Origin of the sequence: Rhizobium sp. NZLR10, from assembly GCF_019685125.1 — a bacterium.
GTDB lineage: Bacteria > Pseudomonadota > Alphaproteobacteria > Rhizobiales > Rhizobiaceae > Rhizobium.
This window is the reverse complement of sequence record NZ_JABDWE010000008.1, coordinates 89138-104459: the sequence shown is the minus strand read 5'-3', so window position 1 is coordinate 104459 and position 15322 is coordinate 89138. Positions and strand designations below refer to the sequence as shown.

14 protein-coding genes are annotated in these 15322 nt (G+C 61.9%); 8 read left to right on the top strand and 6 right to left on the bottom strand.

The window, feature by feature from the left end:
* The first annotated feature begins 18 nt into the window (after nucleotides 1-18).
* The gene (locus HJB82_RS14075; RefSeq protein WP_207582958.1) at nucleotides 19-1818 is read left to right on the top strand and encodes a succinoglycan biosynthesis protein exop; all 1800 of its coding nucleotides are present in this window, start codon (nucleotides 19-21) and stop codon (nucleotides 1816-1818) included.
* Between the two features lie 120 nt (nucleotides 1819-1938).
* Nucleotides 1939-2838 carry a bifunctional methylenetetrahydrofolate dehydrogenase/methenyltetrahydrofolate cyclohydrolase FolD gene (folD, locus tag HJB82_RS14070; RefSeq protein ID WP_221116082.1) on the top strand — a complete coding sequence of 300 codons (900 nt, stop codon included), beginning with the start codon at nucleotides 1939-1941 and terminating at the stop codon, nucleotides 2836-2838.
* Here folD and HJB82_RS14065 read toward each other — a convergent pair whose 3' ends face one another.
* The gene (locus HJB82_RS14065; RefSeq protein WP_207582960.1) at nucleotides 2839-3867 is read right to left on the bottom strand and encodes a LacI family DNA-binding transcriptional regulator; all 1029 of its coding nucleotides are present in this window, start codon (nucleotides 3865-3867) and stop codon (nucleotides 2839-2841) included.
* A gap of 298 nt (nucleotides 3868-4165) precedes the next feature.
* On the opposite strand from HJB82_RS14065, the gene HJB82_RS14060 reads away from it, so the two are divergent.
* The 6 genes from HJB82_RS14060 to HJB82_RS14035 all read left to right on the top strand — a co-directional run bounded on the left by HJB82_RS14060 (nucleotide 4166) and on the right by HJB82_RS14035 (nucleotide 11218).
* On the top strand, nucleotides 4166-5527 hold the full coding sequence (locus HJB82_RS14060; protein ID WP_207582961.1) for an ABC transporter substrate-binding protein: 1362 nt from the start codon (nucleotides 4166-4168) through the stop codon (nucleotides 5525-5527).
* Nucleotides 5528-5714: 187 nt separating this feature from the next.
* Nucleotides 5715-6728, top strand: coding sequence for a carbohydrate ABC transporter permease (locus HJB82_RS14055; RefSeq protein WP_207582962.1), 1014 nt, complete (start codon nucleotides 5715-5717; stop codon nucleotides 6726-6728).
* 1 nt (nucleotide 6729) lies between these two features.
* Nucleotides 6730-7893: a carbohydrate ABC transporter permease gene (locus tag HJB82_RS14050; protein WP_207582963.1), complete on the top strand. Its 1164-nt coding sequence runs from the start codon at nucleotides 6730-6732 to the stop codon at nucleotides 7891-7893.
* Nucleotides 7894-7927: 34 nt separating this feature from the next.
* Nucleotides 7928-9580 (top strand): alpha-glucosidase, encoded by a 1653-nt coding sequence (locus HJB82_RS14045; protein ID WP_207582964.1) that lies wholly within the window; start codon nucleotides 7928-7930, stop codon nucleotides 9578-9580.
* A 19-nt stretch (nucleotides 9581-9599) separates the two neighbouring features.
* Complete coding sequence (locus tag HJB82_RS14040) at nucleotides 9600-10688, top strand: ABC transporter ATP-binding protein (protein WP_207582965.1); 1089 nt, start codon at nucleotides 9600-9602, stop codon at nucleotides 10686-10688.
* A gap of 176 nt (nucleotides 10689-10864) precedes the next feature.
* Nucleotides 10865-11218: a hypothetical protein gene (locus HJB82_RS14035; protein ID WP_207582966.1), complete on the top strand. Its 354-nt coding sequence runs from the start codon at nucleotides 10865-10867 to the stop codon at nucleotides 11216-11218.
* Between the two features lie 270 nt (nucleotides 11219-11488).
* Here HJB82_RS14035 and HJB82_RS14030 read toward each other — a convergent pair whose 3' ends face one another.
* The 5 genes from HJB82_RS14030 to HJB82_RS14010 all read right to left on the bottom strand — a co-directional run bounded on the left by HJB82_RS14030 (nucleotide 11489) and on the right by HJB82_RS14010 (nucleotide 15320).
* On the bottom strand, nucleotides 11489-12499 hold the full coding sequence (locus tag HJB82_RS14030; protein ID WP_221140273.1) for an amidohydrolase family protein: 1011 nt from the start codon (nucleotides 12497-12499) through the stop codon (nucleotides 11489-11491).
* On the bottom strand, nucleotides 12496-12963 hold the full coding sequence (locus HJB82_RS14025; protein WP_207582968.1) for a lipocalin-like domain-containing protein: 468 nt from the start codon (nucleotides 12961-12963) through the stop codon (nucleotides 12496-12498). Before HJB82_RS14025 ends, HJB82_RS14030 begins: the two co-directional genes overlap by 4 nt.
* A 189-nt stretch (nucleotides 12964-13152) precedes the next feature.
* Entirely contained in the window at nucleotides 13153-13842 is a 690-nt protein-coding gene (locus tag HJB82_RS14020) for a type 1 glutamine amidotransferase domain-containing protein (protein ID WP_207582969.1), read from the bottom strand.
* A gap of 11 nt (nucleotides 13843-13853) precedes the next feature.
* A complete protein-coding gene (locus tag HJB82_RS14015; RefSeq protein WP_207582970.1) occupies nucleotides 13854-14903 on the bottom strand; it encodes an NAD(P)-dependent alcohol dehydrogenase in 1050 nt (349 codons plus the stop codon).
* A gap of 117 nt (nucleotides 14904-15020) precedes the next feature.
* Nucleotides 15021-15320 carry a superoxide dismutase gene (locus tag HJB82_RS14010; RefSeq protein ID WP_207582971.1) on the bottom strand — a complete coding sequence of 100 codons (300 nt, stop codon included), beginning with the start codon at nucleotides 15318-15320 and terminating at the stop codon, nucleotides 15021-15023.
* Between the last annotated feature and the right edge of the window lie 2 nt (nucleotides 15321-15322).

The window sequence follows — 15322 nt, the reverse complement described above, 5'->3', positions numbered from 1 at the left end:
GCATGAGATGTGGCGCAAATGTACGATATCAGGGCCAGAAGCAGTTTTCACGATCGCGCAGCCGCCCGGCCGGCGGCGCCCGCACTGGCGCGCGCCCATGACGGTCCCTATGGATCGCCCCGGGGAGCGCCCCCGTCGAACCGGCCCGATATCGCGCCGCCCGAGGCCGAACTGCTGCGCGCCATCGGCCGCGCGCTGGAAGAACAGCGCGCAAAAGCGGCGGCCCCGGCGCCGCTGGTTGATCGCATCGAGACCATCCTCGGCAATCGCCTGCGAGCCGCCAACGACGTCGGCCATGCGCTTCCTCAGGAACAGGCGCGCCGTGAAGAACCGGCTGCTCCGGCCAGCGAGCCGATGATCTCGCTCGAACCGCTGACCGCGATCATTAAGAAACCGGCCGAGCCTCGCCCGGTAGTGCCACGGCGGCGCGTCGGCGGCATTGGTGTTGCAATGATGCTGGCCGCGGCGACGACGATCGGCGCGGGCCTGCCGGCACTGATGCCGGCTTCGCCAACCCTCTACCGCGCCGAAGCGACGCTTGCGGTGAAGACCGATGCCGCAAGCCGGGCCGCCTTCACAGAGGTCGCGGCGAAAGGGCTGATGTCGGCGCGGGTGGTTGCTTCGACGGTCGCCGCCCTGAAACTCGATCACGATCCCGAATTTGCCGGCCCCAGAGCCAATGCGTTTGGCGTTGCGCTCGATCTCCTCTCTGCGACCGGGGCTGCTGCCGATCCGACCTCGCGCGCCGAGGCGACGTTGAAGCATGCGGTCGAGATACTGCCCGATGCCGCCGCCGGGACGATCCTCGTGAGGGTGACGACCGGCGACAGCGGCAAATCCATGCGCATTGCCGCAAGGCTTGCCGAAGCGGTTTCCCCGCCGGACGGATCCGGCGGCAACGCCGCAACCGACGCCGCCTTGCGCAAGGCCTATGACGAGGCGAAAGCGGAACTGACAGCTTTCACGGCTAAGAGCGGCGAGGGCAACGTCAAGGTGGCGGTCGATCTTCGCCGTCAGATCGACGGGCTCGATGCCGATCTGAAAGAGGCCGACCAGACTATCCTGGACGCCAAGGCGCAGGCCGACCGGCTCAAGGCCGCAAAACTTGCCGGGGTGCTCGACGGTTCGTTCCCCTCCGATATGCTCTCGCCGGCGCTGCAGGACTGGCGCGACAAATATGCGGTCGCCAAGACAGCGCTTGCGCAGCTTTCGGCCGAGCTCGGCCCGCGCCATCCACGCCTCTTGCAGCAGCAGGCCGAAACCGATGGTCTGAAGGAGAATATGGGCAAGGAACTGACCCGTCTTGCCCAGACCGCCAACGTCGCTGCCAAGGCCGCCGTCGATGCGCGCAAGGCCTTGAACGACCGCCGCAACACGCTGATCGCTCAAAGCCGGGATACCGGTGTCGATCTTTCCCGGCTGACCGAGCTCAGCGACAAGGCGGCGGCCGCGCGTTCTCGCCTGGATGATTCGGCTTCCGCGTCGGCGGGGACGGTCACCGACGGTCATATCACTCTCATGAAGCCGGCGCTGGCAACGGCGGTATCGGCGCCCGATGGCCTGACCGGCGGCTCGCTGGCCGGCGCTGCCGCGGGTCTCGTCGCCGGTCTTGCTGCGGCTTTCCTATTGCGCCTCCGCAAACCCATTGCGGCATCCGAAGAGGAAATGTCGGCATCCTCACCGCTGTCTTCCGCGCCGCCGGCACTGCAAGCGGTCCCGACCACGGTCGACGAGATGGAGGTGCTGCGCTCGGAGATCTCCGGCCTGCGCGACCGGCTTCGTGTTCATACGTTCGAAGCGCGGCAGCCGCTGCGCTGAACGAACACTTCCTTGCATTTTTGATATTGCATTGCTGCTTTCCGACAGGATAGGGCGTTAGCGGGCATTTAACGCTCGCCGACTATCCATAGATTGACGCTAAACAGGGCGGAGAGACGCGTGGCGACAGTAATCGACGGCAAGAACGTAGCTGCATCGGTCATTCAGACGGTCAAGAGCGCGACGGCAGCGCTGGAAAAGAGCAGCGGCGTCACCGCCGGCCTCGCGGTCGTCATCGTCGGCGACGATCCGGCAAGCCACGCCTATGTCGGCTCGAAGGGCCGCATGGCCAAGGAATGCGGCTTCAAATCAGTCCAGCACACGCTGCCGGCCGAAACCACCCAGGAGGAGCTGGCAGCCCTCGTCGCCACCCTCAACGCCGATCCGACGATCCACGGCATCCTGGTGCAATTGCCCCTGCCGAAACCGCTCGACAGTGAGTCGATCATTCAGGCGATCCTGCCGGAAAAGGATGTCGATGGCCTCAGTATCGCCAATGCCGGCAAGCTCGCCATCGGCGACCTGAAGACCGGACTGGTTTCCTGCACGCCGGCCGGCGCCATGGTCTTCGTCCGCCGCACCCACGGCGAGGACCTCTCCGGCCTCAGCGCCGTCGTCATCGGCCGCTCCAACCTGTTCGGCAAGCCGATGGCGCAATTGCTGCTCAACGCCAATGCGACGGTGACGATCGCGCATTCGAGAACCAAGAACCTCGCCGAGGTCTGCCGCAATGCCGACATCCTGGTGGCCGCCGTCGGCCGGCCGGAGATGGTCAGGGCCGATTGGGTCAAGCCGGGTGCGACGGTCATCGACGTCGGCATCAACCGCGTGGCAGCCCCCGAAAGAGGCGAGGGCAAGACCAGGCTCGTCGGCGACGTCGCCTTCGAGGAGGTCTCTGCGGTCGCCAGCACCATCACCCCGGTTCCGGGCGGCGTCGGGCCGATGACCATCGCCATGCTGATGGCCAATACCGTCATCGCCGCCCATCGCGCTGCAGGACAGACCCCGCCGCAGTTCTGATTATGGCTGCTGCGGGGCAGGGCCGGTTGAGGCTCTGACGATCAGTTCCGTCTTCCAGAGCTCCTGATCGGGAAAGGGGCCTGCCTGCTTCACCGTGCCGATCAGCCGCTGCGCGATGCGAACGCCGGCGGCCCTGAGCGAGGAGCGCGTCGTCGTCAGCGGCACGGAGAAGTTTTCCGGCTTCAACAGCGGCAGCACGTCGTCATGGGCGATCAGCGAGATATCCTCGCCGAGCCGCAATCCCGCCTGGTTGACCGCGCGGATGGCGCCGAGCGCCAGCACCGTGCTGGAGCAGAGGATGGCCGTTGGCCGCTCCGGCAGCTGCAGGAAGTGTTCCATCGCCAGCAGACCTTGCTCGTCCGTCATCAGCGCATGGCTGACGCAATCCTCGTCGAGCGTCAGCCCGCGCTCGGCAAGCGCTGATATGATGCCGTTCTTCCTGCGGATGGCGAAATCGAGATGTATTGGCCCGTTCATTAGCGCAAAGCGCGTATGGCCGAGCTGCAGCAAGAGCCGCGTCGCATCGTAGAAGGCGCCCTCATTGTCGATGTCGAGATAGGGATAGTCGGGCTCCGAGCCGAAGGATCGGCCGTGCACGACATAGGGCATGGAGAGCGATTTCAGCATGGCGAGCCGCGGGTCGTGGCCGCGCATATAGGCGACGAACAGCGCATCGACATTGCCGCTGATCGCAAGGCGCCTGAGCGCCGCAACCTCGTCGTCCGGGTCGGCCGGCATGATGACGAAGTGGAAGTCGTGGCGCACGGCCTCTTCGCCGAGCCCGGCCAGGAATTCACCGAAATGCACGTCGGACTGGTGGCCGGGCGCCGTCGGCATGACGAGGCCGATCGAGCCGGCCTTGCCGGTCGCAAGCCTCTGCGCCGCCTTGTTCGGCCGGTATCCGGTTTCCTTGACAGCTTGAAGCACGCGCTCCCGGGTCGCCTCGTTGACCTCGGGATAGCCGTTGAGCGCTCGGCTCACCGTCGTCTGCGACAGCCCCAGCAATTCCGATAGCTGTTTGAGATTCACCTGCTATGCTTCCTCCCGGCCCGCCCGTCGGCCGTCTTCAAAAGGCCTGCCGCCTCCCAGTGGCATCCAAAGCGCTTTCAATTATGTAGCATTTGGTGCGATTGACTCAAGAAAAATCGCTCCATATTTCCCGATAACCGCCGTTGCGCCACCGTACAGGCGCGTTCACGGCGGGGTTCTCGTGAAATGACTTGACTCCATTCCACCGAAAGTGGAATGAATTAGGTGTCAAAGCGCTTTGAAATTTCCTTTTAAAGGGAATTCGGCGCGGTTGGGATTGTGATGGGAGGTTGATCACATGAAAAAGTCATTTTTGATGGGCGTTGCCGTGGCAGCGCTTTTTGCCGGTGCTGCGTCCGCGGCCGATCTGAAATTTGCCCCGGGACAGGATTCCAAGTTCAACTGGAAGAGCTATGACGAATTCAAGGCCGCTCATGCCGATCTGAAGGGGCAGCCCCTGACGATCTTCGGGCCGTGGCGCGGCGAGGACGAGGCGTTCTTCATGAGCGTTCTTGCCTATTTCACCGAAGCGACCGGCATCGAAGCCAAATACTCCTCTTCCGAAAACTACGAACAGCAGATCGTCATCGACACGCAGGCAGGCTCACCACCGAACATCGCCGTTCTGCCGCAGCCCGGCCTCCTCGCCGACCTCGCCAGCAAGGGCTACCTGACGCCGCTCGGCGACGAAAACTCCAAGTGGATCAAGGACAATTACGGCGCCGGCGACAGCTGGGTCGGTTACGGCACCTATAAGGGCAAGGACGGCAAGGAAGCCTTCTACGCCTTCCCTTATAAGGCCGACGTGAAGTCGCTGGTCTGGTACGTTCCGGAGAACTTCGAGGAAGCCGGCTACAAGATCCCGACGACCATGGAAGAGCTGCATGCCCTGACCGACCAGATCGTCAAGGATGGCGGCGTTCCCTGGTGCATCGGTCTTGGCTCAGGCGGCGCCACTGGCTGGCCGGCCACAGACTGGGTCGAGGACATCATGCTGCGCACCCAGCCGCCGGAAGCCTATGACAAGTGGACGACCAACGAGCTGAAGTTCACCGATCCGGCCGTTATTGCCGCGATCGACGAGTTCGGCAAGTTTGCCAAGAACGAGAAATACGTCGATGGCGGCGTCGCGGCTGTGGCCTCGACCGATTTCCGCGATAGCCCGAAGGGCCTCTTCGCGGTTCCGCCGAAATGCTACATGCACCATCAGGCCTCGTTCATCCCATCCTTCTTCCCCGAGGGCACGAAGCTCGGCCAGGATGCCGACTTCTTCTACATGCCGACCTTTGCTTCCCACCCAGAACTCGGCAAGCCGGTTCTCGGCGCCGGCACGCTCGTTTCGATCACCAAGGATTCGAAGGCGGCTCGTGCTTTCATCGACTTCCTGAAGACCCCGATCGCGCATGAGGTCTGGATGGCGCAGTCGAGCTTCTTGACGCCGTACAAGGGTGTCGGCACCGAGGCCTATGCCAACCCGCAAATGAAGAAGGAAGGCGAGATCCTGACCTCCGCCACCACCTTCCGTTTCGACGGTTCCGACCTGATGCCGGGCAAGATCGGCGCCGGCGCCTTCTGGACGGGCATGGTCGATTTCGTCGGCGGCAAGTCGGCTCAAGATGCTGCTGGCGAAATCCAGAGCGCCTGGGACGGCATCAAGTAATCCTCAAAAATTATGCCGCCGGCTTGCCGGCGGCATCGCTTGCATGACTGGCCGGGTTCGCAAAGACCCCGGCCATCGCAGGATTTATTGTGATTGGGCAATACAAACAGATTGACGATGACCGGCGTTGACCCGTCAGAACAACAACCGGTCGCAATAAGATCAGGGGAAGCAGGGGAGGGACGAAATGCTGTCGCAGATAGTGTCCGCTTTGGCCGTCGTGGTCGTCGCCGTTTTCGCGTGCTCGGCCTATTTCTATTTTTCGAACAAGATCCTGGATCTCGCTCTGCCGGTGAAGGATGGCGACATCCGCGCCGCATCGCGCAATCTCAACCGCCGTGCGCTCGTGCGCCCGTGGTTGTTCGTCGGCCCGGCGCTATTCCTGCTCATTGTCTATCTCGTCTATCCGGTCGTTGCGACCTTCATCCTCTCCTTCTACGACCGCGCCGGCGAGCAATTCGTCGGCGTCGCGAACTACAAATGGGCACTCGGCGACCGCGAATTCCGCCAGTCGATCTTCAACAACATCCTCTGGCTTGCCGTTGTACCGGCCGCCTGTACCTTCTTCGGCCTCGTCATCGCCGTGATGACCGATCGCATCTGGTGGGGCAATATCGCCAAAAGCATCGTCTTCATGCCGATGGCGATCTCCTTCGTCGGCGCCTCGGTCATCTGGAAGTTCATCTATGAATATCGCGGCGGCAACGACGTCCAGATCGGCCTCTTGAACGCCATCGTCCAGACGTTCGGCGGCACACCTGAGGTGTGGATCTCAGTTCCCTTCTGGAACAATTTCTTCCTGATGGTCATCCTGATCTGGATCCAGACCGGTTTTGCCATGGTCATTCTGTCGGCCGCCCTTCGCGGCATTCCCGAAGAGACCATCGAGGCCGCCGTCATCGACGGCGCCAATGGCTGGCAGATATTCTGGCGCATCATGGTACCGCAAGTCTGGGGCTCGATCGCGGTGGTCTGGACGACGATCACCATCCTCGTCCTCAAGGTCTTCGATATCGTGCTGACCATGACCAACGGCCAGTGGCAGTCGATGGTGCTGGCGAATCTGATGTTCAACTGGCTGTTCCGCGGCGGCGGCGATTCCGGCCGAAGCGCCGTCATCGCCATCATCATCATGCTCGCCGTCACGCCGATCATGGTCTGGAACGTGCGACGCGCCAATCGCGAACTGAAGGGCCACTGAGATGACCGCTGTCGGAAGCTACTTCAAGATCGGCCCCGCCCGTCTCTTCGTTCACGCCGCCGTTCTGCTGATCGTCATCGTCTGGCTGATCCCGACGCTCGGAATCTTCGTCAGCGCGCTGCGCGACAAGGACCAGATCGTCGTCTCCGGCTGGTGGACATCCTTCGTCGGCTCGACGCAGACGGTCGCTGTCCGCCTCGGCACAGCCGATCAGCAGCAGCAGGAAGGTGCGGCTTACGTCATTTCAGGCAATGTGCTGGAAGGCCAGACCGGCCGCTCGGTGAAGGCCTTCGGCAACCGGGTGCAGCAGCCCGCCGCCTTCAAGGCCGGCGAGACTGCCGATCTCGGCGACGGCGAAACCCTGCAGATCAACGGCGACGGCAGCTACCGTTATATGAAGAACGCCGCCTTTTCGCCCGACGAACGCCCGCGGCGCATCTATGCATCCGTCTCTGCGCCGCCGGAATTCACGATGCAGAACTACAAGACGGTTCTGACCGGCGAGGGCATCGGCCAATCCTTCATCAACTCGCTGACCGTGACGATCCCGGCGACGATCATCCCGATCCTGATTGCCGCGTTCGCCGCCTATGCGCTCAGCTGGATGGAGTTTCCTGGCCGCGGGCTGCTGATTGCGCTCGTCGTCGGCCTCATCGTCGTGCCGCTGCAGATGTCGCTGATCCCGCTGCTGCGCCTCTATAACGAGATCGGCACCATGCTCGGCCAGCCGTCCAAAACCTATCCCGGCATCTGGATGGCCCATACCGCCTTCGGCATGCCGCTCGCCATCTACCTCCTGCGGGCCTATATCGCCGGCCTGCCGAAGGAGATCATCGAATCCGCCCGCGTCGACGGCGCCAGCGACTTCGAGATCTTCGTCCGCATCGTATTGCCTCTGTCCTTCCCGGCGCTCGCCTCCTTCGCCATCTTCCAGTTCCTGTGGGTATGGAACGACCTGCTCGTTGCCATGGTCTTCCTCGGCACCGACAAGGACCACCTCGTGCTGACCGGCAGCCTCAACGCGCTGCTTGGCTCACGCGGCGGCAACTGGGAGATTTTGACGGCGTCGGCCTTCGTCACCATCATCGTGCCGCTGCTCGTCTTCTTCGGGCTGCAGCGTTATCTGGTGCGTGGCCTGCTGGCGGGTTCGGTCAAGGGAGGCTGACCATTTTCGACCGTGACTTCAAACAGGATATTCCATGAACGTGGCTCCCCAATCGATCTCGACTCCCGACAAGGACTGGTGGCGCGGCGCGGTGATCTATCAGATCTACCCGCGCTCCTACCAGGATTCGAACGGTGACGGCATCGGCGACCTGAAGGGCATCACCGCCCGCCTGCCGCATGTGGCAAGCCTCGGTGTCGATGCCATCTGGATCTCGCCCTTCTTCACCTCGCCGATGCGCGATTTCGGTTATGACGTTTCCGACTACGAGAATGTCGATTCGATCTTCGGCACGCTGGTGGATTTCGACACGATGATCGCCGAGGCCCATCGCCTCGGCATCCGCGTGATGATCGACCTCGTCATCTCCCACAGCTCGGATCAGCATCCCTGGTTCGTACAGAGCCGTTCCAGCAAGACCAACGCCAAGGCTGACTGGTATGTCTGGGCCGACGCCAAGCCGGATGGGACGCCGCCGAACAACTGGCTGTCGATCTTCGGCGGCTCGGCATGGGCGTGGGATCCGACGCGCATGCAGTATTACCTTCACAACTTCCTGACCTCGCAGCCGGACATGAACCTGCATAATCCTGAGGTGCAGGACCGTCTGCTTGATGTCGTCCGCTTCTGGCTCAACCGCGGTGTCGACGGCTTCCGCCTCGATACCATCAACTTTTATTTCCACGATACGCAACTGCGCGACAATCCCGCACTTGCTCCAGAACGCCGCAACGCCTCGACGGCGCCGGCAGTCAATCCCTATAATTTCCAGGAGCATATCTACGACAAGAACCGGCCGGAGAACCTTGCCTTCCTGAAGCGCTTCCGCGCCGTCCTCGAGGAGTTCCCAGCAATCGCCGCAGTGGGTGAGGTCGGCGACAGTCAGCGTGGCCTTGAAATTGTCGGCGAATACACTTCCGGCAACGACAAGATGCATATGTGTTATGCCTTCGAGTTCCTGGCGCCCGATCCGCTGACGGCGGAGCGCGTCGAAGAGGTTATGCAGGATTTCGAAGCCGCAGCACCCGATGGCTGGGCCTGCTGGGCCTTCTCCAATCACGACGTCATGCGCCATGTCAGCCGCTGGGGCGGGCTGGTCGCCGATCACGACGCCTTCGCCAAGCTCTATGCCTCGTTGCTGATGACGCTGCGCGGCTCCGTCTGCCTCTATCAGGGTGAGGAACTGGCGCTGACCGAGGCCGATCTCGCCTATCAGGATCTGCAGGATCCCTATGGCATCCAGTTCTGGCCGGAATTCAAGGGCCGCGACGGCTGCCGCACGCCGATGGTCTGGGACAGCCAGGTCGCCCAGGGCGGATTTTCGACGGTCAAGCCCTGGCTGCCGGTGCCGGTCGAGCATATTCTGCGTGCCGTCAGCGTTCAGCAGGGCGACGAGGCTTCGGTGCTGGAGCACTATCGCCGCTTCATCGCCTTCCGCAAATTGCATCCGGCCTTTGCCAAGGGCGAGATCGAATTCGAAGAGCCGCAGGGCGACAGCCTGGTCTTCACCCGTGAATACGGCAACGAGAAGCTGCTCTGCATCTTCAACATGAGCCCGGCCGAGGCCTGCGTCGCCTTGCCGGCGGGAGAATGGCAGGCATTGACGGGGCACGGCTTTACCAGCAACAACTATGGCGACAAGATCGATATTCCGGCCTGGGGGGCGTATTTCGCCCGTCTTGCCTAAGGACCAAGGGGAGAGAGACATGACTGGACTGACGCTGAAGGATATCCGCAAATCCTACGGTTCCGTGGACGTTCTCCACGGCATCGATCTCGATATCAAGCAGGGCGAATTCATCGTCTTCGTCGGTCCGTCCGGCTGCGGCAAGTCCACGCTTCTGCGTATGATCGCCGGTCTCGAGGCGATCACCGGCGGCGAGATGTATATCGACGGCCATCTCGTCAATGACGTGCCGCCTTCCAAGCGCGGCATCGCCATGGTCTTCCAGTCCTATGCGCTCTACCCGCACATGACCGTCTTCGACAACATGGCTTTCGGCATGAAGATCGCCGGCGAGAGCAAGCAGGAGATCGACCGCCGCGTCCGGGCGGCAGCCGAGAGCCTGCAGCTGACCAACTATCTTGATCGCCTGCCAAAGGCGCTTTCCGGCGGCCAGCGCCAGCGCGTGGCGATCGGCCGCGCCATCTGCCGCGATCCGAAGGTCTTCCTGTTCGACGAGCCGCTCTCCAACCTCGATGCCGCGCTGCGCGTCGCGACCCGCATCGAGATCGCCCGCCTGAACGAACAGATGGCCGATACGACGATGATCTACGTGACCCACGACCAGGTCGAAGCGATGACGCTCGCCGATCGCATCGTCGTTCTCTCGGCCGGCAATATCGAGCAGGTCGGCGCGCCGCTGGATCTCTATGAGCGTCCGGCCAACCTCTTCGTCGCGAAATTCATCGGCTCGCCGGCGATGAACATCATCCCGGCGACGGTCGCCGGAACCGGAATCCAGACGACGGTGACGCTGACCGGCGGCATGTCGGTGACCCTCGATGTTGCGACCGACGCATCCGAAAAGGGCAAGCAGGCAAGCTTCGGCGTTCGTCCGGAGGATCTGAGGGTCGCCGACGGCGCCGACTATCTTTTCGAGGGCGAGGTGTCGATCGTCGAAGCACTCGGCGAAGTGACGCTGCTCTATATCGAAGGCCTGGTCCCGGGCGAGCCGATCGTCGTCAAGCTGCCCGGCATCTACGATGTGAAGAAGGGTCAGAGGATGCGGTTTGCCGCCGACAGGCAGAAGTTGCATCTGTTTAACGCAACCGGCCATACCTACCGGAAATGAGGCGGCCATTTTTGGGGTAATGGCCCTAAGAATTGTGTGTGACGGGCCGAATTCTCACTTTCTGTTAAAGATCGGCTGCTACCTTTTTCCCATCGATTTACGAGGGGGATAAGCAAGTGGCCGCTTCCAATCCGTCACAGCCAAAATCTCATTTCCTGAGCAAGGAAGAATCCTTCATGTATGACCGCGAGCAGCGGTTCAAGATGGAGGACACCATGAATGCCGCGCGCATCGAATATACGGAAAAGGGCGTCATGCACGCGGCTTCGCGCCGCTGCGATATTGTCCGGATCTCGATGAGCAGCGCTACACTCGCGATCCTCACCCAGTTCAACCTGCCGAAGCAATTCTATCTGGATATTCCGGATGCCCGCATCACCAAGGTCGGCTGCCTGCTGATGAAGGTCAACGCCAACAATACGGTCGAAGTCCGCTTCCTGCGCCTGCTGACGCAGAAGGAACTGAACAAGATCTTCGTCTACAGCACCCATCCGGCGCACCGCGATTACGTTCTCGATATCCGCGCCTGACGGTATAAGACCTGATATCGAAAACCCGTGGTGCTTCGCGCGCCGCGGGTTTTTGTTTGTCTCCGGCGACTAAGCCTGGAGCGCCGTGCGTCCTTTCGGACGCACAAAGGACGCTTTAGCACTTTCAATCCTCGCATCATGCTTTCCTAAGACCGATTCCGATTTTCGGGCCGATGCGCTGACTAAACTCCGTCATTCTCAAACGCCTGGCTCTCAGTCCCAGCAGTGGCGTCGACAAGCAAAAAGTGCGAGCGTTTACATTGCCGCTCGTCAAGGGCTCCTGAATGCGGAGGTGCTAAGATCCCCGCTGCCGCCTCCGGTCAAGCGCTCCCAATTCCGATAAGCGAATTTCGATTTGCTGACATCGTCGAGCTCCAGAACGTCTACGAAACGCCGTGCATCGCCTCCGGGGCGGTATTGATAGGGGTAGTCTGTCGAGAATAGGATTCGGTCAATCCCGACGGCATTGACCGCCTGCTGCAGATAGGCCGGGTTGAACATACCGCTTGCCGTCAGATAAAGATTGCCGTGGACATAATCGATGAATGGCCGCTGCAGCCCGGACACCCGATCAAGCATGACCAACCGCTCAAGGTAGAAAAGCACCAGTTCGCCCCAGTGGCCAAGGATCACCTGAAGGTTCGGATAGCGGTCGAAGATGCCTCCCAAGATCAGACGCACGAACTGGATACCCGCCTCGAAATGCCATCCGAGGGCGAATGTGGACAAGGCGAGATCGATGGGGGCGCCGAAGCCCGCGTAATAGGAGCCGCGCACGTTCGTCTGCGGAATTTGCGGATGGATCAGGAGCGGCACATTGAGTTCGGCCGCACAAGCGAATGTCGGTTCGAAAATTGAATGATCCAGATTTTTGTCGCCGACCCGCCCAAAAAGCACGGCCCCCTTGCAGCCGAGTTCCTCGACGGATCGCCGCAACTCCACAGCCGCCGCGTCGGCATCCGCGGATGGCAGAGCCGCCATAGCTTGAAAACGAGACGGGTTGGCACCGACTGCTTCAGCCAGCAAATCGTTGGCACGACGAGCGAGATCGATGCCGTGGTGACCAAGGTTGTTGAGTCCCGGTGTCGTCAAGGAGAGAACCTGAACATCGACGCCCGTCTCGTCCATCAGGGCCAGCCGTTGTTCTCCAAGATCCGCGAGCCGTTCGCCGATCACACCGGGATTGAGCCCGAGCGTTCCATCATCGGCGCCAGATACAGTGTTCCACGCGTGCCGCACGTCATTGGGAAGGACATGCTCTTCGATCGCGATGATCTTCATCTTTGAAATCCTCTCGCTGGTGGCTTCAGGCTGTCATTGCCGCTGCGGCGCCACACGACTCGCCATTCTTCATCAGCACGTGTGGACGTGAGGATGAGCCGATCGTCTACAAAGCGATAGGACCGCGGCAAATCCTGGCCTACCAAGGCTTGAACCAATGCACCTTCGACATGATAGACGAAGGTGCTGTTGGCGGGATCGAGTGTGAGTGTTCCATAGCTCGCTTCGTAGCCGCCGCTACTATAGGGGTTATCGAGGTCGAACGACTCCATGTTGCGGACCTGGATCGTCATATGCCCGTCGGGAGTAAGGACGAGGAAACCGGCCACTTTCAGCGCCCCCATCACCCCGTTGGCATCCGGCTGCTCGATCGTCACGAGGTGCCAAGGTCCGGCGAGCCGTGCCATGACCTCAGAATCAATACCGGCTTGTTGAGAACTGCTTGTACCAGCAATTGTTTCCATCGGCAGTTCTCCGGGATTTCGGACGCAACCGTACCGGGATTAGCGCACCGAGGATCAGAGAAAAACCGGTTCCCTGAGCGCTGTTGCCGGCTTGAAGACGGGGCGCTCTGCTTTCGCGGGGCGCCCCGTCTGTGTTTTTGCTGAGTACACCGAACCGTGTTGCGGGCTGCAGGCGCGCGACCGTTGTTGTCAGGCTTTCTGCGTGAGGTGGTCGAGGATGGCTTTTCCGACGCCATGCGCGGAAGCCGGGTTCTGGCCGGTGACGAGCCGCCCATCGACCACGACATTCTCCGACCAGTTCGGCGCCGGCTGGTGCAGCGCCCCCCGCTCCTTCAGCGTGGTGGCGAGCAGATAGGGCACGACCTTGGTGTACTTGACCTCGGCTTCCTCCTCGTCGGTGAAGGCGGCAAGCTTCTTGCCGGCGACGAGATAGCTGCCGTCAGACAGTTTGGCGTTCACCAGGGCGGCGGGACCGTGGCAGACAGCGGAAACGATGCCGCCGCTCTCCCAGATGTCGCGGATCACCTTCTGCACGGCCGAGCTATCAGCGAAATCCCACATCGTGCCGTGGCCGCCGGCGAAGAAGACCGCCGAATAGCGCGAGGGATCGAGATCCGCAAGGATCTTGGAATCGGCCAGGTCGGCGCGGAATTCCTTATCCTTCCAGAATTTGTCGTTGACCGGATCGGAAAGGTCGAAGAAGTCGATCGGCGGATGGCCGCCGCGGATCGAGGCGATCTCGACTGGAATGCCGGCCGCCTTGAAGACATCGAGCGGATGGGTGAGTTCGACCATCGCGAAACCGGTCGGCTCGCCGCTGTCGCCGCGGATCGGGTGACTGGTGACCACGCAAAGGATAGGCTTGATGTTGTCTGCCATGTTCATGCTCCTCAGGGTTTGAGCGAGGCCATGTCGATGACGAAGCGATACTTCACGTCGCTCTTCAACATGCGCTCATAGGCTTCGTTGATCTGTTGGATGGGAATGATTTCGACGTCGGAGACGATGCCATGGGCCCCGCAGAAATCGAGCATCTGCTGGGTTTCGGCCACGCCGCCGATGAACGATCCGGAGATTGCCCGGCGACCCCGCACGACCCCGTCGGCATTCACCGGTGTGCCGAGCGGCCCCATGTAGCCGATGAGCACCAGAACGCCCTCCAGCGCCAGCGTCGGCATGTAGGGGTTGACGTCATGATCGTAGGGGACTGTGTCGATGATGACGTCGAAGCGCCCGGCGACAGCCTTCATCTGCTTCGGATCGCCCGACAGCACAACATGATCGGCGCCGAGGCGGAAAGCATCCTCCTCCTTGCCGGCCGACCGCGTGAACAGCGTGACGTCGGCGCCGAGCGCCTTGGCGAGCTTCAGCGCCATGTGGCCGAGGCCGCCAAGGCCGATCACGGCGACCTTGCTATCCTTGCCGACATTCCAGCGGTGCAGCGGCGACCAGGTGGTAATGCCCGCGCACAAGAGCGGCGCCGCGCCGGCCGGATCGAGCCCGTCGGGCATCGATAGGACGAACTTGTCGCGCACGACGACGGAATTGGAATAGCCGCCATAGGTGACGCTGCCGTCCTGCCGGTCGGCGCTATTGTAGGTGTAGGTCGAGCCTTCGACGCAATCCTGTTCCCAGCCCTTCAGGCACGGCTTGCAGTGCTGGCAGGAGTCGACCATGCAGCCGACGCCGACCAGGTCGCCAGCCTTGAAGCCGGAAACGCCGGTCCCGACCTCGCGCACGCGGCCGATGATCTCGTGACCCGGGACGATCGGATAGGTCGTGAAGCCGCCATGGTTGCGGGCAAGGTGCAGGTCCGTATGGCAGACACCGCAGAAGAGGATGTCGATGACGACGTCGTCCGGACGCGGTGCGCGCCGTTCGAACGCGAACTGTTCGAGCGGGCCGGTGGCCGATCGAGCAGCGAAGCCCATTACTGTCATGGTTGGTACCCTTATTCTCGCGCCTGGCGCCTTTGATTTGGCCTGCTGGACCCGACCGCGCCTCTCAAGCGCAGCCGGGAGCCGGTTTGGCGAACCCCAGCCTCAGGCGTTTTAGCCTCAAGCGTTTCCAGGGGCGAACAGCGTTTCCCAATTCAGGAAGGGACCGAGCGGGATAACGTCCCAGTCAATGAGCCCGGCCTTGGCGAGGGGAAATTCGGCGAGCGCCTGCTTGGCCGCCTCGATAGACTCGGCCTCGGCAATGATGGCGACGCCAGGGCGATCCTGTCGGAAATAGATGTCCCGGATGATGCCGCCCTTGTACATCTGCCAGGCGTGGCGGGCTTCATCCTGCATATGCGGCTGGTACTGTTCGATCGTGGCGCCGGGCTGCGGGACGTCGAGGCAAAGCAGTTTCATGA

Coding starts and splice junctions, on each gene's coding strand:
- HJB82_RS14075 (WP_207582958.1), top strand. CDS start 19: ATGTACGATATCAGGGCCAGAAGCAGTTTTCACGATCGCGCAGCCGCC.
- HJB82_RS14060 (WP_207582961.1), top strand. CDS start 4,166: ATGAAAAAGTCATTTTTGATGGGCGTTGCCGTGGCAGCGCTTTTTGCC.
- HJB82_RS14055 (WP_207582962.1), top strand. CDS start 5,715: ATGCTGTCGCAGATAGTGTCCGCTTTGGCCGTCGTGGTCGTCGCCGTT.
- HJB82_RS14050 (WP_207582963.1), top strand. CDS start 6,730: ATGACCGCTGTCGGAAGCTACTTCAAGATCGGCCCCGCCCGTCTCTTC.
- HJB82_RS14045 (WP_207582964.1), top strand. CDS start 7,928: ATGAACGTGGCTCCCCAATCGATCTCGACTCCCGACAAGGACTGGTGG.
- HJB82_RS14040 (WP_207582965.1), top strand. CDS start 9,600: ATGACTGGACTGACGCTGAAGGATATCCGCAAATCCTACGGTTCCGTG.
- HJB82_RS14035 (WP_207582966.1), top strand. CDS start 10,865: ATGTATGACCGCGAGCAGCGGTTCAAGATGGAGGACACCATGAATGCC.
- HJB82_RS14030 (WP_221140273.1), bottom strand. CDS start 12,499: ATGAAGATCATCGCGATCGAAGAGCATGTCCTTCCCAATGACGTGCGG.
- HJB82_RS14025 (WP_207582968.1), bottom strand. CDS start 12,963: ATGGAAACAATTGCTGGTACAAGCAGTTCTCAACAAGCCGGTATTGAT.
- HJB82_RS14020 (WP_207582969.1), bottom strand. CDS start 13,842: ATGGCAGACAACATCAAGCCTATCCTTTGCGTGGTCACCAGTCACCCG.
- HJB82_RS14015 (WP_207582970.1), bottom strand. CDS start 14,903: ATGACAGTAATGGGCTTCGCTGCTCGATCGGCCACCGGCCCGCTCGAA.
- HJB82_RS14010 (WP_207582971.1), bottom strand. CDS start 15,320: ATGAAACTGCTTTGCCTCGACGTCCCGCAGCCCGGCGCCACGATCGAA.